The organism is Streptomyces sp. NPDC047971 (assembly GCF_040653355.1).
Taxonomy (GTDB): Bacteria; Actinomycetota; Actinomycetes; order Streptomycetales; family Streptomycetaceae; genus Streptomyces.
The window spans coordinates 1-22603 of the sequence record NZ_JBEZNW010000038.1; the positions used below are offsets into that span (position 1 = coordinate 1).

A 22603-nucleotide genomic window follows, 5' to 3' on the forward strand; every position below is an offset into this window, starting at 1 on the left:
ACCGCGCCCGCGGCGGTGTGGTTTCGCTCCCGCGTCGCGCGTGGGCGCTGGGCCTTGGTCAGGGGGGCTACTCCCGTTGTGGTTGTTGGGGGGGGGGGTGGGGGGGCCCGGGCGGCCGGGCCCGCACACCCATCATCCCTGTTCGTCGCCCGTTCGGGCCGGGTAGGTGTGGAAGCCCCGGCCCGTCTTGCGGCCGAGCAGGCCCGCGTCCACCATCCGGGCGAGGAGCGGAGGCGGAGCGTACAGCGGCTCCCGGTACTCCGCGTACATCGACCGCGCGATGGCCTGGACGGTGTCCAGACCGATCAGGTCCGCCAGCGCGAGCGGCCCCAGCGGGTGGGCGCAGCCCAGGGTCATGCCCCGGTCGATGTCCTCGGCGGATGCCGTGCCGGAATCCGCCATCCGCACCGCCGCCAGCAGATACGGCACGAGCAGCGCGTTGACGACGAACCCCGCGCGGTCCTGGGCGCGGATGACCCGTTTGCCCAGGACGTCGGAGGCGAAGCCCTCGGCGCGCCGGGCGGTCTCCTCTCCGGTGAGCAAGGACGGCACCAGTTCGACCAGGGGAAGCACCGGCACGGGGTTGAAGAAGTGCAGCCCTACGACCTGGGCGGGCCGTGAGATCGCGGCGGCCAGCCGGATGACGGGGATGGAGGAGGTGTTCGTCGCCAGGACGGCGTCCCTGCGCTCCACCGTCGCGTCGAGCCGGGTGAAGACCTCGACCTTCGCCCGCTCGTCCTCGGCCACCGCCTCGACGACGAGATCCCGGTCCGCGATCCGGTCCCAGTCCGTGGTCATCGTGATCCGGCCGGCGGCGGCGTCCCGTTCAGCGGCCGTCAGCCTTCCGGCGGTCGTGGCCCGTGCCAGGGAGCGGGTGATGCGGCGCAGGCCGGCCTCCGCGGCCGGCCCGTCCGACTCCACCACCACGACGTCCCGGCCGGCGCGGGCGCAGACCTCGGCGATGCCGGAGCCCATCAGGCCGCATCCGACGATGCCGACCCGTTCGACGTCGGTCATCGGGTGGACGGCTCCGGCGCGGTCGGCATCCGGAGAACTCCCGTACCGCGCTTGACCAGTTCGCCGGCGACGATCAGACGCTGGATCTCGGAGGTCCCCTCCCAGATGCGGTCGACGCGCAGCTCGCGGTAGAGACGCTCGACGGGGTACGAGCGGTCGTAGCCGCGGCCTCCGAAGATCTGCAGGCAGCGGTCGATGACCCGCCCGGACGCCTCGCTAGACGACAGCTTGGCGATGGCCGCCTTGGCGTGCAGGGTCTTGCGATCGGTCCCGCCCCGGTCGACCTCCCAGGCGACCTGGTGGGTGTAGGCGCGATTGACGGCGATGTCGACGGCGCAGTCGGCGAGCATCCCCTGGATCAGCTGGAAGTCGGCGATGCGGGAGCCGAACTGGCGGCGTTCGACGGCCCAGTCCCGGGCCAGTTCAAGGGCGCGTTCGGCCGCCCCGATCGTCCGGGCGGCGATCATGAGCCGTTCCTCGGAGAACCAGGAGCGCGTGATGTCGTAGCCGTTCCCCACCTCCCCGAGGACGGCGTCGTCGGGGACGTGCACATCGGTGAAGGTGAACTCGGGGTGCTCGTAGACGAAGGTGTGCATCCAGCGGGGCACCCGGGTCATCTCGACGCCGGGGGTGTCCTTGTCGACGAGGAAGAGCGTCGGGGCCCGCTCCTCCCCTGCCACCGCGAGCACGATCATGAAGTCGGCGTGGTCCCCGACGGTGACGAACCACTTCTCGCCGTTGAGCACCCAGCCGCCGGTGGTCCGCGTCGCCGTGGTCCGCAGGCTCTGCGGGTCGGAGCCCGCTTCCCGCTCGCTCACGGCGTAGCAGTCACGGCGCTGTCCCCGGATCACGGGCACGAGGTACCGCTCGCGCTGCTCGGGCGTGCAGAAGGACAGGGCGTTGGCCGGGCGCCACACCATGTCCCACAGGGCGCCGGTGAGGCGTCCCAGCTCCTCCTGGACCGTGACCTGCTCCAGGATGGTGAGGCCCGCGCCGCCCCACTCCACCGGCATGTTCACCGCCTGCAGACCACTGTCGAGGACGGCGTCGCGGATCTCGGCGTGGGCCCGCGGGGGCAGGCCGTTGTTCTCCTCGCAGTCGAGCTCGTACTTCATGATGACGTCGGTCAGGGCACGCGCCGAGCCCTTGAGCTCTTCCTGACGGGGGGTGAGACGGAAGTCCATGGGTGAGTCCTCTGGGTCGGGGAGGGGGGTGGGGTCGAGGGCCGGTTCCGGATGGGAGGGAGGTGACTGGTGCGGAGCCGTGGGCGGATTCGTCCCGGGGCAGCGATCGTCAGGAGCCGGGCAGGGCGAGCGCCCGGGTGCCGCGCTTGATCAGTTCGTTGGCGATGATGAGACGCTGGATCTCGGAGGTCCCCTCCCAGATCCGGTCGACGCGCAGCTCGCGGTACATCCGTTCCACCGGGTACGAGCGGTCGTAGCCACGACCGCCGAAGATCTGTACGCATCGGTCGACGACCCGCCCGGCGGCCTCGCTGGCCGCGAGTTTCGCCGTGGACGCCTTGGCATGCAGGGTCTTGCGGTCGGTGTGCGGCTGATCGGCCTCCCACGCGACCTGGTGGGTGTACGCGCGGTTGACGGCGATGTCGACGGCGCAGTCGGCGAGCATCCCCTGGATCAGCTGGAAGTCGGCGATGGGCGAGCCGAACTGACGGCGTTCCACCGCCCAGTCGCGAGCCAGTTCCAGGGCCCGCTCGGCCGCCCCCACGGTCCGCGCGGCGATCATCAGCCGCTCGTCGGTGAACCACTCCTTCGTCAGCTCGTAGCCGTTGCCGACACCGCCGAGCACATCCTCGTCGGGGACGAACACGTCGGTGAACGTGAACTCGGGGTGCCCGTTGACCGCGGAGTGCATGAAGCGCGGGACTCGCGTCATCTCCACGCCGGCCGCCTGCTTGTCGACGAAGAACAGGGTCGCGGCCCGCTCCGGACCCGCGTCGGCCTGCACCAGCAGGAAGTCGGCGATGTCGCCGCAGGTCACGAACCACTTCTCGCCGTTCAGCAGCCAGCCGCCGTCGGTACGGGTCGCGGTGCTGGTGCCCGAGCCGGGATCGGAGCCCGCTCCGGGCTCGGTCACCGCGAAGGCGTCGAAGCGCTCGCCTCGGATCACGGGCAGCAGATACCTCTCGCGCTGGGCCTCGGTGCCGTAGGCGAGGACGTTCGCGGGGCGCCAGGGGATGTCCCAGAGGCAGTTGGTGACCTTGCCGAATTCCTCCTCGACGATCACCTGGTCGAGGAGGGAGAGGCCGGCGCCGCCCCATTCGGCCGGCATGTTGATGGCGTAGACGCCCGCGTCGATGGCGGCGCGCGTGAGCTCGCGGACGGTGTCGGCGGGAAGCGGGCCACCGGCCTGCTCGGACTGGTCCTCGTACGTCATCAACAGTCGGGTGTAGGCGGCTGCCCGGGCCTTGAGTTCGGCCTGCTCGGGTGTGTAGCGGAAGTCCATCGTGTCCTCCAGGGCAGAGGTGGCGGGGTGGGCGCGGGGAGGGGCAGGGGTACGGGGAGGGGCAGGGGTACGGGATGCCACGGGCCGCGTGGCTCCGCTGCGGGAGCGGTTGCGGGCGCGGTCAGCCCAGGACGGCCCGGGCGTCCAGGGCCACGGCGCCGTCCGGGCGTACGAGGAGGGGGTTGACCTCGAGTTCGGCGAGCTCGGGATGGGCGGCGGCGACCGCGGTGATGCGTTCGATCACGGCGGCCGCGGCGGTCACGTCGACGGCCGGCCGGCCACGGACTCCGGAGAGCAACGCGGCGGTCCGCAGACCACGGAGCAGCTCCTCGGAGCGCCCGGCCGGTACGGGTGCGAGGGAGAAGGCGACATCGCGCAGGGTCTCGGTGAGGACCCCGCCGAGCCCGACCATGGCCACCGGTCCGAAGCGCGGGTCCCGGTTCACGCCCACGATCAGCTCCACGCCGTCCGAGAGGTCGGCCATCGCCTCGACCGAGTACGAGGGGGCGCCGAGCCGGGCATGCATGTCCCGGTACGCGGCGAGGAGCGCCGCCCGGTCGGGCAGCCGCAGGGCCACGCCGCCCGCGTCCGACTTGTGCAGGAGGTGCAGGGCCTTCAGCACGTACGGCCCGTCGAATTCCCCTGCCGCGGCCAGCAGTCCGGCCTCGTCGACGATCTCGCGGGCACGGGGGAACGGCACCCCGGCCTCTTCGAGCAGCGCCCGGATCGGGTGGTATCCGGGGTCTGTCAGGGGCGGCCGCGGCGCGGGCAGCGGGGCGATCCCGGCCGACGTGGCGCACTCCCTTGCGCCCGACAGCCCGGAAGCGGGCTCGCCCGACGGTCCCGTGGGTGCCGTGGGGCCCGGGCCGGACGTTGCCCGGCCCGTCATCGCCGCCAGGGCGCGGGCCGCGTCCTCCGTTGCGGAGAACACCGGCACACCGCCCTCGACCAGCAGTCGGCAGCTCGGCGACTGTGGATACATCGACTGCACGACGAGCGGCTTCGGCATGAGGGCGAGGTGCGCCACGATCTCCTTCGCGGCCCGTGTCTCGCCCTCGGCCAGGACGGAGCCCCCGGCCGGACCGCCGCCCAGGCCGCCGTCGGAAGCGGCGTACCCGCCGAAGTACCCCGTCATCAGGACGGCGTCGACCTCCCGCGCCGCGAGCAGTTCCGCGACGGTGTCCGCGTACGAGAGGGGGCGCTGCTCCCCCATCCCCGCCAGGTCGACCGGGTTGGCGACCGCGGACTGTTCCCAGAGCACCGTGCGGAGCCGGTCCCGCGTCGGAGCGTCGAGCTCCGGCACGTCGAGCCCGGCGTCCTCGGCGGCGTCGGCCGCGATGGCTCCGTGGCCGCCTCCGTCGGTGAAGACCGCGGTCCGTCGGCCGCTCGTGCGGACCCCGCCGCTCAGTGCGGCCAGCACCACGGTCATCTCCCGTGGTGTACGGACGAGTTCGACGCCCGCGTCGCGGCAGGCGGCGGCGACCACGTCGGCCGACGTGGTCAGCGCTCCGGTGTGCGACTGGGCGCTGCGGGCCGAGGCTGTGCCGCGGCCGGCGGTCAGCAGGACCACCGGTTTGCCCGCGTCGGCCGCGGCCCGTGCGAAGGCCCTGCCGTCGCCGAAGTCCTCCGCGTAGACCGCGATCACCGAGGTGGCCTCGTGTCGGGCGCAGTCCTCGACGAGGTCGACGAGGGTGACGTCGGCCTGATTGCCGAGGGAGACGAAGCGGGAGAATCCGAGGCCGTGCGGGGTGCCGCGGAGCTGGAGTTCCAGGGCGAGGTTGCCGCTCTGGCTCAGCAGGGCGACCGCGCCGGGTGCGAAACGGTCCGAGGCCAGGTACAGCTCGGTGGTGTTGTCGGCGACGCCGAGACAGTTGGGGCCGACGAGGACGGCGCCGGCGTCCCGGACGCGCGTGGCGATCGCCCGCTGCCGGGCCAGTCCGGCGGGGCCGGCCTCCGCGAAACCGGCCGTGATGCCGACGATCGCCTTCGCCCCGCAGGCCAGTGCGTCGTCGACGGCCGCCTCGAAGCCGGCGCCGGGGACGGAGATCACCACCAGTTCGACGGGTTCCCCGATCTCGGCCAGGGAGGTGGCCGCGGTCCGGCCGAGGACGGTGCCGCCGCGCCGGTTGACGAGGTGGACGGGGCGCCGGTCGGGGGCCCGGAGCGCTTGGGAGGCCACCGCGTGACCGTACTTGGCCGGGTCGTCGCTGGCGCCCACGACGGCGACGGAGGCGGGGTCGAAGAGCGAGGTCAGATCGCGTGCCATGTCAACGCTCCAACCGGAGTGCGGAGTTGGGGCAGCTGGCGGCACAGGCGCGCGCCTCGTCCTCGGCGGCGGGCGGGACGGAGACGGCGATGACGGCGGCGTACCCCCACTCGTCGAGTTCGACGAGTTCGGGCGCGTGTTCCTGGCACAGTCCGTAGCCCTGGCAGAGGGTGGAGTCCAACAGGAGTTTCATGGCGTTCCTTTCAGCGCGGGCAGCGGAGAACGTGAGGTGGGCGGGGCGGTGGCCGGTGCCTGGGCGTGGGCGGTGGCGTCGACGACCTCGGGTACGGCGACGGACAGTCGGCCGGTGGCGCTCGCGCGGGGGCGTGCGGCGCACGTGGCGCACGGCAGGTCGAGGTGGAGCGGGACGAGTGCGGGGAAGGCACGCAGGAGGCTGCCGGCGGTGCCGGCGGCGGCGTCGAGCAGGCCGCAGGCCCCGCGCCCGGGCAGGCCCTGGGACCACCGGTGGAGGCGGGCGGCGGTGTCGGGCCCGGCCGAACCGGCGACGAGCGCGTCCAGTGCGTCGCGGATCGCGCCCGTGCCGGAGACGCAGACTCCGCACTGGCGTGCGCTCTCGGCCGCGAGGTGGCCGACCGCGTCGGCCGCCGCGGACACGGGGCAGGCGGGGGAGGCGAGGAAGCGGATCGCGCCGCAGCCGAGGGCGGTGCCGGCCCCGAGGAGGGCGTCGGGGTCCAGGGGGAGGTCCAGGGCCCGGGCGTCGACGAGGCCGCCGAACAGTCCGCCCATCAGCGCGCCGGCCGCGTCCGGGCTCCCCTGGAGGGTCGCGAGGTCGCGCAGCGGGACGCCGTACGAGACTTCGGCGAGCACCGCGTCCGCGGTCCCGCCGGACAGCGTGACCAGGGTGGTGCGGGCGATCCGGTCGCGCAGACCGGGTCGGGCGGCGGTCAGGGCGATCCGGGCGAGGGTCTCGACGTTGGCGACCAGGGTCGGCTCGCCCCCGACGCCCTTCTCGAAGGGGCGGGGCGGCTTGGCGGTCGGCAGCGCCGGACCGCCGTCGATCCTGCGCACGACGGCGGATTCCTCGCCGGCGACGTAGGTGTGCGCGGTCTCCACGACCTCGACGGGCAGGGGCGGCGGGTGCTCGGCGAGGGCTCGGCGGACGCGGACGCCGGCCTCGGGGTCCGAGAGGTAGACGTAGCCGCGTCGGGCGCCGGTGATCGCCGCCGCGCGGGCGAGGCCGTCGAGGACGAGGTGCGGACGGGCCCGCAGCAGCCAACGGTCCTTGACGGAACCGGGCTCGCCCTCCTCGCCGTTGGCCACGACGACCGGGGAGCCACCGCGTTCGCGTACGGCGCGCAGTTTGACGGCGGCCGGGAATCCGGCGCCGCCACGGCCCCGCAGTCCCGCCGCGTCCAGGTGGCGCAGCAGCTCGTCCGGGCTGGCGCCTTCGGCGTATCCGCCGGTCGCGCGGTAGCCCGCGGCGCTCTCGGTGACGCCCGGCGCCGCTCCGAGGACGGAGCCCGGGGACGGTGCCGTCTGCCGGCGGATCGTGGTCATCGGCTCTCTCCCGTGCGGGGGTGCTGGGTGCGCAGGGTCCGTACCGCCCTTTCCAGCGCGGCGCGGTCCCCGGAGGTGCGGCCGTATCCCGCGCCCGGGAGGCCGATGAGCATGTGGTGGTGGTCGAGGACCACCTCGGCGGCGAGCAGAGCGGCCGCGCGGTCGTCGGGCGGGGGCGGCGGGGTGTTCTCGGCGGGGTCGCGCCGGGGGTCGCCGGCCCGGTCCGTCCGTGCCGCCACGGTGGTGACCAGGGCGGTGACCTCTGCCAGGTAGCGCAGCCAGCTGTGTCGGCTGCCCCGCAGGACCAGGCGTTCCAGGCGGCGCCGTTCGGCGGCCGCGAGTTCCGCCCGGGCGGCGGACCGGTGGTCCGCGGCGCCCGGCGCCGCGCCGGAGGCGGAGGCGGAGGCGGAGGCGGAGGCGGAGGCGGAGGCGGAGGCGGCGCGCAGCGTCGCGACCGCCGCGGGGAGTTCCCGCTCCGGTTCGGGGGTGAGCCCGAGCCAGTCCAGACGGCGACGAGCGCTCATGGGTGCCTCCGAGAGAGGTGGGGTGCCGTGACCCGGCGGGTGGCCGAGGGAGCCGAGGGCGGGTACGGGCCCTGAGCTCGCCGCGGGGACGCCGAGGGCGTGCGGCCGAGGGAGGAAGGGGTTGCGCGGACCCCAGGCAGGTGCCGGGGCGCGCCGGGCTGCGTCCGGGTCCGACGGGCGGATGCGCAGGTCAGAGGCGGATAAACGCCGGAGCAGCGACATGAGGCAGTTCACTGACCGATCGGTCAGCCAGGTTCAACGCTAGCTGACCGATCGGTCAGGGTACAAGTCTTGACCCGACGGAATTCAGCCAGCACTCTGGCTGTCCAATCGGTCAGCCTGGTCTCGGCGCCCGCCCCGACCACCTGCCCGCAGCTGGGTCGTCTCGACATCGATGCCCTACACCGATCGCCGCACGGCCGGCACGGAGGAGTCACACGATGCAATCCCGAGCCCCCGAAACACCCCTCAGCCCGCCCGGCCGCACGGCGTCCGGCCAGGACACCCGGGCCCGCGACACCACCGACCGCGAGCCGTCCGGGCAGCACACTCCGCCCCGCGACACCACCGACAACGAGCCGTCCGGCCAGGACACCCCGGTCCGCCACACCACCGACCGCGAGCGCACCCCGCCCCGCGACACCACCGGCCGCACGGGCGCGAGCCGGAACACCTCCGACCAGGACGTCCCGCCGCCCGCGCTCTCGGCCCGCTACTACACCGACCCCGACATCGCCGCCGCGGAGATGCGGCACGTCTTCGCCAAGTCCTGGCAGGTCGTCTGCCACGAGTCCGACCTGCCCGGCCCCGGAGCCCGGCTCGCCGCCAAGGTCGCGGACCGCGAGGTCCTGGTCGTCCGGACCGAGGACGGTGGCCTGGCCGCCCACCTCAACGTCTGCCGCCACCGCGGAACCCGCCTGGTCACCGACCCCGAACCGGCCGGCAAGGCGATCCGCTGCCCGTACCACGGCTGGACGTACCGACTCGACGGAAGCCTCGTCGGAGCCCCGGAGGCTCGGCAGATCCCCTGCCTCGACAAGCCCCGGCTCGGTCTCTTCCCGGCGCGGGTCGAGTCGTTCCTCGGCTTCGTCTTCGTCAACCTCGATCCCGACGCCGTGCCGCTCGCCGAGCAGTGCGCCGGACTCGCCGAGGCGGTCGGCCACTACGCGGGGGCGGACCTCGTACCGATCGGCAGCGACCGGATCCACGACCTGGCCGGCGCCGAGGTGCAGGAGGCCAACTGGAAGGTCGCGGTCGACAACTACCTGGAGGGCTATCACGTCCCGGTGGCCCATCCGGGGCTGATGAGGCTGCTCGACTACCAGGGCTACACCTGCGAGATCGAGGAGTCCTACGCGCTCTTCACCTCGCCCCTGCGGGACAAGCCGTCCTCCAACTGGGCCGAGCGCCTCTACCAGCGCGTCGCCGCGCCCATGCCCGGCCTCGACGAGGCCGACCGGCGGGTCTGGCGGTACGCGGTGATCTACCCCAACACCCTCATCGACTTCTACCCCGACCACGTCCTGGCGTGGACCGCGATCCCGACCGGGACGGAACGCGTGGCCGTACCGGGCGGGTTCTACACCCGCCGCGGCACGAGCCTGCGCACCCGGCTCGCCCGGCGCCTCAACATCCACATCGGCTGGATCACCAACGACGAGGACGCCGAGCTCGTCGCCCGCGTCCAACGAGGGCTCTCCACACCCGGGTTCGAGCCGGGCCCGCTGTCGCGCCGGGAGTCGGCGGTGGGGTGGTTCGCCGATCGGATCCGGGCGGATCTCGACGTGGCGGACGGGTGATCCGCCCGCGGCCGACGGACGCCGTCCCGGTCCGCCGTCCCTGAGGCGTACCGCCCCCAACCCGTGGGCGCGCCGCGGCCCCTGAGGTCGGCCGAACCCGGCACCCCGCCTCGCCGCTCCCCGCGCGCACCCGACCGGCACCACCGCCGTCCTCGCGTTCCGCGCCGTCCCCACGGCCGTCCCCGCGCACCGCGTCCCGCCCACCGCGGCACCGCACTCCCTCCCCGCACTCCCTCCCCGCGCTCCCTCCCCCGACGCCCCGTTCGTTCCTCCGCCGTCCCCCTGCGGCCCAACGGAGAGGACCCACATGTCCCCCGAGGCACGTTCCCTGACCCGACGTTCACTGCTCCGCGCCGGCACCGCCACGGCGCTCGGCCTCACGGCGGCCGGCTGCGGATTCGCATCCGGCGGCGACCCGGCCGGAAAGGAGGCCGAGGACAAGCCGATCGACGTGAAGGTCGACGGCGACCTCGTCTACTTCAACTGGGCCGACTTCGTCGATCCGGCCGTCTTCGCCGGCTTCGAGAAGGAGTACGGCGTCAAGGTCGTCCAGTCGAACTACGACTCGATGGAAGGCATGGTCGCCAAGCTCAACGCCGGCAACCGCTACGACATCATCTTCCCCACGGCCAAGTGGGCGGAGCGCCTCACCCAGGGAGGCCGGCTGCACCGCATCGACCACACGAGACTGAGGAACGCCGAAGCGGTGTTCGGCGGCTACGACTACTTCGCCGACCCCTGGTACGACCCGCGGTCCCGGCACACGGTCCCCTTCACGATGTACAAGACCGGCATCGGCTGGCGCAGGGACCGGCTCGGTGATCTGACCGGCTCCTGGAACGACCTGTGGAACGAGAAGGCCAAGGGCAAGGTCTTCGTCCTCGACGACCGCGACGAGGTGCTCGGCATCGGCGCGCTCAAGCACGGGCTCGGCCTCACCACCGGCGACCCCGACGACCTCGAACGCGTCACCGACACCCTCCGCTCGCTCCGTCCGCGACTGCGCGGCTTCTCCAGCGACAGCTACAACAACCTCCTCAACGGCAACGCCGACATGACCCAGGCGTGGAGCGGCGACATGGCCGCCATGCTCGCCCAGGCGAAGGACCCGTCGGTCTTCGGCTTCCAGGTCGCCCGGGAGGGCGCTCCGGTCAACTCCGACTGCTACGCCATTCCCGCCGACGCGCCGCACCCCGGCACCGCGATGCTCTTCATCGACTACATGCTCCGGCCGGAGAACGTGCGCAGGAACATCGAGTACATCGGCTACCCGATGCCGGTCCGCGGCAGCGAGGACACGTACGCCGCGCTCGTGGAGCCCTTCCCCCAGTGTCAGGTGAGCACGGACGACCTCAAGGACGACCTGTTCTACCGCAACGGGACCGCGCGGGACGAGAAGGCCCGTGACGCCGCCTGGACCGACGTGAAGGCCGGCTGACATGGAACGACGCAATGGACGCCGACGGCAGGACCGGCTGTGGACCTGGCTGATGCTCCCCGGCACCCTGTGGATGACCGGCTTCCTCGTCGCCTCGCTGATCCTGGTGGCCACGCTCGCGTTCGGCACCACCGACCCGCTCGGGAACCCGCGCTTCGGTCTCGCCTTCGACAACATCGCCGCGCTGGCCGACCCCGCGTACCGGACCGTCCTGCTGCGGTCCCTGGGCTACGCCCTGATCACCTGTGTCATCTGCCTGGCCGTGGCCTATCCGGTCGCGTACGCCATCGCGATGTGCGGCGGACGCTTCAAGAACCTGCTGATCGCCGCGATCGTCGTCCCCTTCTTCGCCAACTACCTGGTGCGGATGTACGGCTGGTCCGTGGTCCTCTCCGACGACGGGCCGCTCCTGAAGGCCCTCCGCGCCATCGGTGTCGCCGACGACGGCACCCGCATCCTCCAGACCGGCGCGGGCGTCGTCGCCGGACTCGTCTACGGCTTCGTCGTCTTCATGATCATCCCGCTGTACGCGGCCATGGAACGCATGGACACCTCGCTCATCGAGGCCGGACGCGACCTGTACGGCGGACCCCTGCGGACCTTCCTCTTCGTCACGGTCCCCGCCACCCGGCAGGGCGCCGCCGCCGGCTGCGTCCTCGTCTTCCTGCCCGCCATGGGCGACTTCGTCAGCGCCCAACTCATGGGAGGCCCCGACCAGATCATGATCGGCAACCTGATCCAGGACAAGTTCTTCCAGGGCCAGAACTGGCCGCTCGGCTCGGCCCTGACCATGCTGCTGATGGCGGTCCTGTTCCTCGGGATGCTCGGCTATCTGCGACGCGCCCGCAAGGACGAGGCGGAGGCGGCCCGATGAACCCACGGCTCCAGGGCAGCCCGACCGCCGAACCCCCGGCATCCGCCCCTCCGCGGGACGCGCCCTCCCCCGCCCCTCCCCCGGCCCGCCGCGCGTCCGGGTCGCGCCATGGAGCCGAGGGCCGGCCCCGGTTCGCCATCGCGGTCACCGCGGTCTTCTTCGCCCTGCTCTACCTCCCCGTGGGCGTCGTCGTCCTCTTCTCCTTCAACTCACAGAAGTCCCTCACCGTCTTCGAGGACGTCAGTCTCCGCTGGTACGGGGCGTTCCTCCGCGACGAGGTGCTCCTCGACTCGCTCGGCATGAGTCTGCGCGTCTCCCTCGTCGCCATGGCCGGCTCGCTCGTCCTCGGCGTCGCCCTCGCGCTCGGCCTGGTCCGGAGCCGCGGCCGGCTCGGCTCCTTCGCCGGACTCGTCATGCTCGTTCCGCTGATCACCCCGGAGATCGTCACCGGCGTCGCCGCGATGCTCCTCTTCAAGGGCCTCGGCGTCACGCTGTCGACCACGACCGTGATGCTCGCCGAGATCACGTTCTCCATCTCCTACGTGACGGTGATCCTGCGCTCGCGCATCGCCGCACTCAACCCGGAGATCGAGGAGGCCGCGATGGATCTCGGCGCCACCCGCGGCCAGGCGCTGCGCCTCGTGACCCTGCCCGCGCTGCTCCCGAGCATCCTCGCCTCCGCGGTCCTGATCTTCGCCCTCGTCTTCGACGACTTCGTCCTCGCCTACTTCACCACCGGCGTCGACCCGCAGCCCCTGTCGGTCCGCATCTACTCGGCGATCAGATTCGGCGTCCAGCCCACGATCAACGCCGTCGGCACCCTCATGCTGGCCGGCTCCATCGGCCTCATCGCCCTCGCGCTCGCCATCCCGCGCCTCTTCGGCCGCCGCGGCGGCCTCGACCTGCTCTCCGGGAAGTGACCTCCATGCACCCGCACCCCGCCGTCCGTCTCGACCGGGTCAGCAAGCGGTACGCCGGCGGGCCCGCCGCCGCCCGTGCCTCCTCCGGCCACGCGTACGCCGTCCGGGACATCGTCCTCGACATCGCCGCCGGTGAGTTCTTCTCCCTCCTCGGTCCCTCCGGCTGCGGCAAGACCACCCTCCTCCGCATGATCGGCGGCTTCGCCGACCCCACCGAAGGCAGCGTCCTGCTCGACGGCGAGGACGTGACCGGCCTGCCGCCGAACAAGCGGAACGTCAACACCGTCTTCCAGAGCTACGCCCTCTTCGACCACCTCTCGCTCGCGGACAACGTGGCCTTCGGGCTCAAGCGCAAGGGCGTCCCGCGCACCGAGATCCGGCGGCGGGTCGGGGACATGCTCGACCTCGTCCAGCTCGGCGGGCTCGCCGACCGGAAGCCGCCCACCCTCTCCGGCGGTCAGCGGCAGCGCGTCGCCCTCGCCCGCGCGCTGGTCAACCGGCCCCAGGTCCTGCTGCTCGACGAGCCGCTGGCCGCCCTCGACCTCAAGCTGCGTCGCCGGATGCAGGTCGAGCTCAAGCAGATCCAGCGCGAGGTCGGCATCACCTTCCTCTTCGTCACCCATGACCAGGACGAGGCGCTGACCATGTCGGACCGCCTCGCCGTGATGAACGAGGGCCGCATCGAGCAGTGCGGCACGCCGGAGGACGTGTACGAGCGTCCCACCAGCACCTTCACCGCCTCCTTCCTCGGCACGTCCAACCTCGTGCCGGGCACCTACCGCTCGGGCCAGGTCGTGCTCGATCAGGGCCCCGCCCTGCCGGTCGGCACGCGCTCCGGGGTCGTCGAGGGCAGTCGGGTCAGCCTCTCCATCCGCCCCGAGAAGATCTGGCTCTCCGACTTCGAAGCCGGCATGGCCCAGGTCACCGGCGTCGTACGGGAGACCGTCTACTCCGGCCCGACCACCACGTATCTCATCGAACTGGCCCCCGGCGTCACCGTGCACGTACTGGAGCAGAACACCTTCCGCTCCCGCATGGAGGACCGGTGGAGCGGCGGCGAGCAGGTCGAGATCGGCTGGAAGCCCGAACACTGCCTGGTCCTCGACTGAACCGCCCGTCCCGGCACCGATCGGAGAAACCCCATGAACCACGACGTCATCGTGCTCGGCGCGGGGCTCGCCGGCCTCGCCGCCGCACGCGACCTCGCAGCGGGCGGAGCCGACGTCCTCGTCGTCGAGGCCCGCGACCGCGTCGGCGGACGCGTCGAACAGACCGCGCTGCCCGACGGCCGACTCGTCCAGCTCGGCGGCGAGGTGGTCGGCCGGGCGCACACCGCGTACACGGCCCTCGTCGCCGAGCTGGGCCTCACGCTCGTCCCCAGCTACGTCGCCGAGCCCGGGGACCTCGTGCGCGCCACGGCGGAAGGGATCTCCGCGGGAGATCCGCCCCACTGGTTCGGCCCCGGTGACGACTCCTGTCACGCGAAGGTGGGCGCCGCCTTCTCCACCCTGGCGGGCGGCGTGGACCCCGACGACCCGTGGGCCCACCCCGACGCCGCCGCCCTCGACCGGCTGTCCGTCGGCGACTGGCTGCGGGCGCAGGGCGCGACCCCGCCGGTCGTACGTCTCTGGGAGATCGGCCAACTCGCCCTGGCCGACGGCTCGTACGAACGGACCTCCTTGCTGGCCGCACTCCGCAAGAGCGCGGCCGTTCCCGGTCCCGGACACTACGACTACGCCTCGTGGGAGGGACTGCGCGTGGCCGAGGGATCGGCGACGGTCGCCCTGCGCATGGCGGCGGGGCTCGACGGCAGGGTGCGGACCGGCGCGCCCGTCGAGGCGGTGGCGGTCCGCCGACCCGGCGGTTGCACGGTTCGTCTCGCGGGCGGCGAGACCCTGACGGCGGGCGCGGTGGTCAGCGCGCTCCCCGTCGGCCCGCTCCGCTCGGTGGCCGTCACCGGTGTGAGCGACGCCCGCCTCGCCTCGCTCCACCGTCAACGCCACGCCCTCGCGGCCAAGTTCACCGCGGCCTACGACCGTCCCTTCTGGCGCGATCGCGGCCTCAGCGGCCTGTCCGAGTGCGAAGGGGTCCTCGGCAGCACGTGGCCGCAGAACGAGGGCGTCCTGTCCGCGCTGGTCCCGCCGGAGCGGTACGGCGTGCTGCTCGGCGTCCCCGGTCCGCTGCGCGCCGCCGAACTGCTCGCCGACATCGCCCGGCTCTACGGCGACGAGGCCCGTCGGCCGCTCGCCACGTACCTGAGGCTGTGGGGCACGGACCCGTGGACCCAGGGGTACGTCACCCAGTGGACGCCCGGTGACGTCATGGCCGTCGGGCCGCTCCACGGCACGCACGAACCGCCCTTCTACGTCTGCGGATCCGACCAGTGGGTGGCCGGCTACATGGAGGGCGCCGTCCGCACCGGTCGCGCCGCCGCCGGGGAGGTGCTGCGCCGTGGCTGACGCTCTGGAGAACCACATCGGGGGCGAGGACCGCCCGGCCGCCTCCGGCGCGACGATGGAGCTGGTCGACCCCTCCACCGGCCATGTGCACGGCCACGCGCCGCGTTCCGGCCGGGCGGACACGGACGCCGCCTGCGCGGCGGCGGCTGCCGCGTTCCCGGAGTGGTCGACGACCACCCCGGCCACCCGGCAGCTCGCGCTGCTCGCCCTCGCCGACGCCATCGAGGAACACGCGGACGCGCTGACGGCCGCGGAGACCGTGGACACCGGGAAGCCGCCGGAGCTGTTCCGGACGGAGGAGCTGCCCGCGATCGTGGACACGGTCCGGTACTTCGCCGGAGCCGCCCGGAACATACCGGGCGCCGCCGCGGCCGAGTACACGGAGGGCCGCACCTCGCTGCTGCGCCGCGAGCCGGTCGGTGTCTGCGCCCAGATCACCCCCTGGAACTACCCCCTGATGATGGCGGCGTGGAAGATCGCCCCCGCCCTCGCCGCAGGCAACACCAGCGTCCTGAAGCCCGCCGACACGACCCCGTCCTCGTCGGTGCTGCTGGCCCGCATCGCGGCCGCCCATCTGCCCCCGGGAGTACTCAACGTGGTCTGCGGCGACCGCGACACCGGCCGGGCGCTCACCTGCCACCGCTCCGTCGCGCTGATCGCGGTCACGGGCAGCGTCCGCGCGGGCCGGGAGATCGCGGCCGCCGCGGCGGCCGATCTGAAGCGGGTCCACCTGGAGCTGGGCGGCAACGCGCCCGTCATCGTCCACGACGACGTCGACATCGCGTCCGCCGCGTCGACGCTCGCGGGGGTGGCCTTCGCCAACGCGGGACAGGACTGTACGGCCCCGACGCGCTTCCTGGTCCATGAGCGGATCCACGACGCGTTCCTGGCGGCTTTCGCGGCGGCGACGCGCCGACTCCGCATCGGGACGGATCTCGGCCCGCTCGCCCACGCGGGCCAACTGGCCTCGGTCCGTGCCCTGTTGTCGGGGCTTCCGGCCCATGCCGAGGTCGTCGTGGGCGGCGCGCCCGTCCCTCGGCCGGGCTTCTTCCACGAGCCGACGGTCGTCGCCGGGGTCCGCCAGGACGACGAGATCGTCCAGGAGGAGATCTTCGGCCCGGTCGTGACCGTGCAGCCCTTCACCGACGAGGCCGAGGCGCTCCACCTGGCCGACGATGTCCGCTTCGGTCTCGCGGCCAGCGTCTGGACCAGGGACCACGACCGTGCGATGCGGGCGACGCGGGCGCTCCACACCGGGATCGTGTGGGTGAACACCCACGGCACGACGGTCTCCGAGATGCCCCACGGCGGGGTCAAGCACTCCGGCTACGGCAGCGACCTGTCCCTGTCCGGCCTCCTGGACTACACGCAGGTCAAACACGTCATGGTGTAGCCGCGGTGGGGGCGGTGTCCGGGCGAGGTCCACCGCGGGGGTCGCGTTCACTCGTCACGGTGGACCGGTGCCCGGGGTCGTACGCGACCAGGCCCGGGTCGGGCAGCGTGGGCTCATGCACCCTGGCCGTACCACCACACCGCTCCTCCTCGCGGCGCTCCTGATCACCACCGGATGCGTCTCGCTCCCCCATACCCCGACGCCGGCGAAGCCCGCCCGCCCCGCCGACCTCGCGCCCGCCACCGTGCGGCCTCCGGCCCCGGTGGCGGACTGGCCTGCGCCCCGGCAGGCCGCGCCGCGCGAGGCGCTCGAGCCCACCGAACCGGAAGGGAAGCGGAAGCCGAGCGCGCCGCCGCGGCCCCTCGTCCGTCCCGATCAGCCGCGGCACGGGCAGACGGCTCCCCAGCGCAAGCGCACGAAGCCCGCCTCGACGGCGAAGAAGCGGCGCCCTTCGACACCGAAGCGCACCCCTCAGCAGGCTCCGGGGATGCGTTCGCTGTGCCGCCAGGCGCACGGCGTGGTGGCACCGGGCATCGTCGGCCTCTGCCACGACACGTACGGGCGCTGAGCCCGCCGCGTCCGTCCGGTCGCGGCGGGCCCTCTCCTCTCACCCCTTGCTCTCTCCCAGCGGCTTCAGGACCACGCCCCGCAGCGCCTCGGCGACCTGCGGGGCGTAGTCCGGGTTCCTGACCCAGACGTACCAGTTGCCCGCGGCCACGATGGTGTGGCTGTACGGGGGTTGGCGTCGGCCTGCGATGGAGTCGCCGATGTCGTCACGGGTGAACCTGGCGGGATCGAGCACGTGGATCTCGTTCTCCACCTCGGCTCCGTCGACCTCCGCCACGCAGTCGAGTCCCGAGCCGAAGTCGGCCTGGGCGCGGCGCAGCAGCTTGCAGGCGACACCGCCGGTGCCCATGGCCTTCATCACGGCGTCCGCGGTCGCGTACTCGGGTCCGGCCGGTACGTTTCCGGGCATCGGGGTCTTGGGGCGAGGGCCGTCGGGCTCGGCCGTTCCGCACGCGGTCAGGCCGACCGCGAGCGTGACGGCCGCGAGGGCCAGATGGGTCTTCTTCATGTGCTCAGTCGTTCCCGGGCGGTGTCGGCGGCGCGTTCGGACTGGGCGAGGGCGTACCGGGGCGTCAGGGCTTCCAGCCGTCGGTCGCGTTGCGGCCGTCCACGAAGGTCGAGACGACCTGGATGTCGCCGATCCGCGAGGGGTCCACGCGGTGCGGGTCGTCGCCGAGGACGACGAAGTCGGCGCGCTTGCCCGGGGTGAGGGTGCCGGCGGTGTCGTTCCAGTGGGAGGCGTAGGCGCCGGCGACGGTGTAGGCGCGCAGCGCCTCGTCGACGGTGACGGTCTCCTCGGGGCCGATGACACGGCCCGAGGTGGAGGCTCGCTCCACCATGAACTGGATGGCTCGCAGGGGCGCGCCGTCCGTGACGGGGCGGTCCGAGCTGGCGACGAGGGTGACTCCGTGGTCGAGGAACGCGCGACCGCGGTACATCCAGTTCGCCCGCTCCTCCCCCGTGATCGTCGCGTAGTCGTCGCCGAAGTAGCGCAGGAAGTTGGGCTGGATCACGGCGCTGACCCCGAGGCGCGCCATGCGGGGGAGCTGGTCGGGGCGGATGAGACCGGCGTGTTCGATGCGGTGGCGCGCCTCCGGGCGGGGGCGGAGGCGCTGGGCCCGCTCCAGGGCGTCGAGGGCGAGGTCGGCCGCGCGGTCGCCGATGGCGTGGACGGCCAGCTGCCAGCCGGCGAGGTGTCCGTCCACGACGAGTTCGGTCAGACGGTCGGGGTCGTCCTGCAACTGGCCCGTCTGGGTGGTGCCTTCGTACGGGGCGGTGAGGGCGGCGGTGCGCGCCATCATCCCGCCGTCGGTGTAGATCTTCAGGGCGCCGAGGGAGAGCCAGTCGTCACCGAAGCCGGTGCGCATGCCGAGGTCCAGGGCGCGCGGGATGCCGTCGGCCGTGTGGGCGGCGCGTGGGGTCAGCGTGTCGCCGGCCGCCATGAGCTGGATCCTCAGGGGCAGTCGGCCCTGGTCGCGCAGCAGTTGGTAGGCGCCGAGTTCGACGGGGCTGTGGCCCAGCAGGCCCCCTCCGATGCCGGCCTCGGCACAGGCGGTGATGCCTTCGGAGAGGCAGACGCGGGCGGCGTGCTCGATCGCGTCGGCGAGTTCGGTCTGCGCGTAGGGCAGGCGCAGCCGGCGGGCCGCGGTCATCGCGCTCTCGGCGAGGAAGCCGTCCTGGTGCGGGATGTCGGCGGGAAGCATGGCGAGGACGGCGCTGTTGACGACGCAGGCGTGTCCCGAGTCGTGCATGATGAAGATCTTGCGGCCGTGGCTGACCCGGTCGAGCTCCCGCGCGGTGAGATGGCGGCCCAGGGAGCGCTGGTCGTATCCGGCGATGTCCACCCACCCGCCGGGCGACGCCTTCCGTGAGGCCGCCCGGTCGACGACGGCCAGCACGTCCTCGACGCGTTCGCAGGGGGCGAGGCTCGGGGTGCTCGCCTTCAGCCCCGTCCAGGCCAGGTGCACGTGGCTGTCGATGAACCCCGGCAGCACGGTGGCGCCCTGCAGGTCGATCACCTCGCGCGCCGGGAGCGAGGTGACGGCCTCGTCCAGGCCCACGATCCGGCCCCGCCAGATGCCCAGGTCGTGGGCGACGGGGTGGTCCGGGTCCATGGTGATGATGTGGGCGTTGGTCAGCCTCGTGCAGAGCATGGGTGGTCCGTCCCTGGGTTAGGAGGATTCGGCAACCGTGATCGCGTCGGCCGCGCCGACGGGTTCGGACGGCTCGTACCGCCTGGGCGCGGCCGGCACCATCAGGGGCGTCCCGGTCTCCGGGTCCTCGATGATCCGGCACGGCAGCCCGAAGACGTCCTGGACGAGTTCGGCGGTCATGACGCTCGCCGGGTGGCCTTCGGCGGCGACCGTGCCGCCGGGCTTCATGACGATGAGGTGGGTGGCGTAGCGGCATGCCTGGTTGAGATCGTGCAGGACCGCGACGACGGTGTGTCCCTTGCGCGCGTGCAACTCGGCGCACAGGTCGAGGACTTCGACCTGATGGGCGATGTCCAGGAAGGTGGTCGGTTCGTCCAGGAGCAGGATGGACGTCTGCTGGGCGAGCACCATCGACAGCCATACGCGCTGGCGCTGGCCGCCCGAGAGGTCGTCGACGGGCCGGTCGGCGAGGTCGAGGACGCCGGTCTGCCGCATCGCCTCGACCACGGCCGCCTCGTCCTCGGCGGACCACTGCTTCAGCATCCGCTGGTGGGGGTAGCGGCCTCGGGCCACGAGATCGCCGACCGTGATTCCGCCGGGTGCGGTCGAGGACTGCGGCAGCAGCCCCAGCCGGCGGGCGACTTCGCGGGAGCGGTACGAGGCGATCGCCGCGCCGTCGAGGTAGACCTGTCCGGCTCGGGGCTTGAGCATCCGCGCGAGGGCCGTGAGCAGGGTCGACTTGCCGCACGCGTTCGGACCGATGATCACGGTGAAGGAACGGTCCGGGATGTCGACGCCGAGCCCGGTGGCCACGACGCGCTGGTCGTAGGAGAGCGTCAGGTCCTCGGCCCGGAGTCGGGGCGTGCCGGGCCCCGCCCCGGGTGTGCCGGTCGTGCCGTGGGGGTGCGTCGTGCGCGTCATACGCGGCTCTTTCGGGACTCGGTGACCAACAGCCAGATGAGGTACAGCCCGCCGATGATGCCGGTCGCCGTGCCGACCGGGAGGAGTGCGGGGGCGAAGAGGCGCTGTGCGAGGAGGTCGCTCGCGGTCAGCAGCAGGGCGCCCATGAGCGCGGCGGGCAGCAGTGCGGGGCCGGAGGCGCGCGTCAGCTTGCGGGCGAGTTGGGGCGCCGCCAGGGCGATGAACCAGATGGGGCCGGTCACCGCGGTGGCGAAGGCGGCGAGAGCGACGCTGATGACGAGCAGCGCCGTGCGGGTGCGGGCCACTCCGACGCCGAGCGCCATGGCCGTCGCGTCGCCCATCTCCACCATGGAGAGGCGGCGTGAGAGGGCCAGGGCGAGCGGGATCAGTACGGCGACGGCGAGGAGGATCGCGTTGGCATGCGTCCAGCCGCGGTTGCTGAGGCTGCCGATCAGCCACGCCTGGGCCTCCAGGGCCTCCTGCCAGGTCGCGCGGGTGATCAGGTACGAGTTGACGGCGAGCAGCAGGGCGCTGACGCCGATGCCCACGACCACCAGCCGGAAGCCCTGCAGTCCCCTGCCCAGCATGAGGAGGTACATGACGACGGCGGTGGCGAGCCCGCCGATCAGCGCGCCGAGGGCGATCTGCGTCATGCTGCCGTGCAGCACGATGATGACCACGAGCGCGCCGACGGCCGAGCCGTTGGTGAAGCCGATGATGTCCGGGCTGCCCAGGGCGTTGCCCGTGACGCTCTGCAGGATCGCCCCGCTGACGGCCAGGGCCGCGCCGACGCACACCGCGGTCAGCAGGCGCGGCATCCGCAGGGTGTTGACGATGAAGTCCGCGCCGCCGGAGCCGTTGCCGACCACGGCCTGGAGGACCTCGCCGACGCTCAGTTCGTAGTCGCCGCTGGTCAGCGTGACGGTCATGACGGCCAGGAGCACGGCGACCACGGTCGCCGTGACGGCGAGCGTGCGGCCCTGGACGCGGACGGACAGGCCGCCCTTGCGGGTGCGCAGGACCAGCCCGCTGACGACGCGCGCGTCGCGCGCGCCCTTGACGAGGGGGGCTTCGTCCTTCCGTACGGAGGGTGCGGAGGTCACAGCATCACCAGCTTCCGGCGGCGGCACAGCGCGATGAACAGCGGCGCGCCGAGGACGGCGGTGACGATGCCGACCTGGAGCTCGCCGGGCGCGCCGAGCACACGGCCGAGGACGTCGGCGCCGATCAGCATGACCGGTGCGAGCAGCATCGAGTACGTGAGCACCCAGCGCTGGTCGGGGCCGACGACGAAGCGGGCGACGTGCGGAACCGCGAGCCCGACGAAGCCGATGGGTCCCGCCGCGGCGGTGGCGGCGCCGCACAGCAGCATGACGGCGAGTGCGCCGAGCGCGCGGGTGCGGCCGACGTTCAGTCCGAGGGCGCGGCCGACCTGGTCGCCCATCGCGAGGGCGTTGAGGGCGGGGGCGAGTCCGAGGGCGATCAGCAGGCCCACGGCGACGAACGGCAGGATGACGTACACGACGTCGAAGTACCGGCCCGAGAGGGATCCCACCGTCCAGAAGCGGAACTGCTCGAAGGCGCGCGGGTTGAGCAGCAGGACCGCCCAGTTGAAGGCGTAGAGGACCGCGGTCACCGCGGCGCCCGCGACGACCAGGCGTTCCGGTGTGGCCAGTTTCCGCCCCGAGGAGCCCAGCAGATAGACGGCGACCGATGCCACGGCCGTGCCGATGAAGGCGAACCAGACGTACCCCAGGACGGATCCGACGCCGAGGAACGCGATGGCCACGACGACGCCGGCGGAGGCCCCCAGGCTGATGCCGAGCATGCCGGGGTCGGCGAGCGGATTGCGCGTCAGGGCCTGCATGAGGGCGCCCGAGAGGCCGAGTGCCATCCCGACGAGGAGGCCGAGGACGGTTCTGGGGATGCGGTAGTCATGGATGATGACGGAGGTCTCCGAGCCGTCCGGGTTCCACAGGACGCTCCATGTGGCGGTGAACGGGATGCCTCGGGTGCCCACCCAGACGCTGAGCAGCGCGACGAGGACGAGGGCTCCGAGCAGCACCAGGACGCCCGTGCCCCGGAGGGCGGTCGCGCCTCTGCCCGTCCGGGGGAGGGCCGCAGGGGCCGCCTGCTCTCGGGACACCGCCCGGGCTTCCACCGACAACGACGACTCCCCCTGGTGTCAACTCGGGTGTACCGCACGGCTCACGCCGTACCGACGAGGACGCACCGACGACAGATCGACGGAACTTAGGTAAGGCTAAGTGAATGCGACAGGTCGGTCA

Annotated in this window: 19 protein-coding genes and 1 pseudogene; 8 read left to right on the forward strand and 12 right to left on the reverse strand. The window is 72.8% G+C overall.

What is annotated here, in order from left to right:
* Positions 1–132: 132 nt before the first annotated feature.
* From AB0D99_RS28340 to AB0D99_RS28370, 7 genes are all read right to left on the reverse strand, one after another.
* Positions 133–1017 carry a 3-hydroxybutyryl-CoA dehydrogenase gene (locus tag AB0D99_RS28340; RefSeq protein ID WP_362368249.1) on the reverse strand — a complete coding sequence of 295 codons (885 nt, stop codon included), beginning with the start codon at positions 1015–1017 and terminating at the stop codon, positions 133–135.
* Entirely contained in the window at positions 1014–2201 is a 1188-nt protein-coding gene (locus AB0D99_RS28345; protein WP_362368252.1) for an acyl-CoA dehydrogenase family protein, read from the reverse strand. Before AB0D99_RS28345 ends, AB0D99_RS28340 begins: the two co-directional genes overlap by 4 nt.
* A gap of 109 nt (positions 2202–2310) precedes the next feature.
* Positions 2311–3483 (reverse strand): acyl-CoA dehydrogenase family protein, encoded by a 1173-nt coding sequence (locus AB0D99_RS28350; protein ID WP_362368255.1) that lies wholly within the window; start codon positions 3481–3483, stop codon positions 2311–2313.
* A gap of 121 nt (positions 3484–3604) precedes the next feature.
* Complete coding sequence (locus AB0D99_RS28355) at positions 3605–5749, reverse strand: acetate--CoA ligase family protein (RefSeq protein WP_362368258.1); 2145 nt, start codon at positions 5747–5749, stop codon at positions 3605–3607.
* A gap of 1 nt (position 5750) precedes the next feature.
* Positions 5751–5942 (reverse strand): ferredoxin, encoded by a 192-nt coding sequence (locus tag AB0D99_RS28360; RefSeq protein ID WP_362368261.1) that lies wholly within the window; start codon positions 5940–5942, stop codon positions 5751–5753.
* Positions 5939–7267: an NADH-ubiquinone oxidoreductase-F iron-sulfur binding region domain-containing protein gene (locus tag AB0D99_RS28365; protein WP_362368263.1), complete on the reverse strand. Its 1329-nt coding sequence runs from the start codon at positions 7265–7267 to the stop codon at positions 5939–5941. The genes AB0D99_RS28360 and AB0D99_RS28365 overlap by 4 nt, the downstream gene beginning before the upstream one ends.
* Positions 7264–7791 (reverse strand): hypothetical protein, encoded by a 528-nt coding sequence (locus AB0D99_RS28370; RefSeq protein ID WP_362368266.1) that lies wholly within the window; start codon positions 7789–7791, stop codon positions 7264–7266. Before AB0D99_RS28370 ends, AB0D99_RS28365 begins: the two co-directional genes overlap by 4 nt.
* 440 nt (positions 7792–8231) lie before the next feature.
* Between AB0D99_RS28370 and AB0D99_RS28375 the strand changes: the two genes are divergently transcribed.
* The 8 genes and pseudogenes from AB0D99_RS28375 (at position 8232) to AB0D99_RS28410 (ending at position 17242) form a co-directional block, all read left to right on the forward strand.
* Entirely contained in the window at positions 8232–9590 is a 1359-nt protein-coding gene (locus AB0D99_RS28375) for an aromatic ring-hydroxylating dioxygenase subunit alpha (protein WP_362368269.1), read from the forward strand.
* Between the two features lie 307 nt (positions 9591–9897).
* On the forward strand, positions 9898–11028 hold the full coding sequence (locus tag AB0D99_RS28380) for a spermidine/putrescine ABC transporter substrate-binding protein (RefSeq protein ID WP_362368272.1): 1131 nt from the start codon (positions 9898–9900) through the stop codon (positions 11026–11028).
* Position 11029: 1 nt separating this feature from the next.
* Positions 11030–11902, forward strand: a complete 873-nt coding sequence (locus tag AB0D99_RS28385) for an ABC transporter permease (protein WP_362368275.1) — start codon at positions 11030–11032, stop codon at positions 11900–11902.
* Positions 11899–12822 (forward strand): ABC transporter permease, encoded by a 924-nt coding sequence (locus tag AB0D99_RS28390; protein ID WP_362368278.1) that lies wholly within the window; start codon positions 11899–11901, stop codon positions 12820–12822. The genes AB0D99_RS28385 and AB0D99_RS28390 overlap by 4 nt, the downstream gene beginning before the upstream one ends.
* A 131-nt stretch (positions 12823–12953) precedes the next feature.
* Positions 12954–13931: pseudogene (locus tag AB0D99_RS28395) on the forward strand (ABC transporter ATP-binding protein); the annotation flags it as partial.
* Positions 13932–13964: 33 nt separating this feature from the next.
* A complete protein-coding gene (locus AB0D99_RS28400) occupies positions 13965–15281 on the forward strand; it encodes an NAD(P)/FAD-dependent oxidoreductase (RefSeq protein WP_362368281.1) in 1317 nt (438 codons plus the stop codon).
* Positions 15274–16674 carry an aminobutyraldehyde dehydrogenase gene (locus tag AB0D99_RS28405; RefSeq protein ID WP_362368284.1) on the forward strand — a complete coding sequence of 467 codons (1401 nt, stop codon included), beginning with the start codon at positions 15274–15276 and terminating at the stop codon, positions 16672–16674. Before AB0D99_RS28400 ends, AB0D99_RS28405 begins: the two co-directional genes overlap by 8 nt.
* Positions 16675–16789: 115 nt before the next feature.
* The gene (locus AB0D99_RS28410) at positions 16790–17242 is read left to right on the forward strand and encodes a hypothetical protein (protein WP_362368287.1); all 453 of its coding nucleotides are present in this window, start codon (positions 16790–16792) and stop codon (positions 17240–17242) included.
* A 39-nt stretch (positions 17243–17281) separates the two neighbouring features.
* Here the strand turns inward: AB0D99_RS28410 and AB0D99_RS28415 are convergent, their stop codons facing one another.
* From AB0D99_RS28415 to AB0D99_RS28435, 5 genes are all read right to left on the reverse strand, one after another.
* Complete coding sequence (locus AB0D99_RS28415; RefSeq protein ID WP_362368290.1) at positions 17282–17749, reverse strand: hypothetical protein; 468 nt, start codon at positions 17747–17749, stop codon at positions 17282–17284.
* A gap of 64 nt (positions 17750–17813) precedes the next feature.
* Positions 17814–19394 carry an amidohydrolase gene (locus AB0D99_RS28420; RefSeq protein WP_362368293.1) on the reverse strand — a complete coding sequence of 527 codons (1581 nt, stop codon included), beginning with the start codon at positions 19392–19394 and terminating at the stop codon, positions 17814–17816.
* Between the two features lie 18 nt (positions 19395–19412).
* Complete coding sequence (locus AB0D99_RS28425; RefSeq protein WP_362368296.1) at positions 19413–20315, reverse strand: ABC transporter ATP-binding protein; 903 nt, start codon at positions 20313–20315, stop codon at positions 19413–19415.
* Positions 20312–21340 (reverse strand): iron chelate uptake ABC transporter family permease subunit, encoded by a 1029-nt coding sequence (locus AB0D99_RS28430; RefSeq protein ID WP_362368373.1) that lies wholly within the window; start codon positions 21338–21340, stop codon positions 20312–20314. The genes AB0D99_RS28425 and AB0D99_RS28430 overlap by 4 nt, the downstream gene beginning before the upstream one ends.
* 74 nt (positions 21341–21414) lie before the next feature.
* Positions 21415–22461, reverse strand: a complete 1047-nt coding sequence (locus AB0D99_RS28435; protein ID WP_362368299.1) for an iron chelate uptake ABC transporter family permease subunit — start codon at positions 22459–22461, stop codon at positions 21415–21417.
* Between the last annotated feature and the right edge of the window lie 142 nt (positions 22462–22603).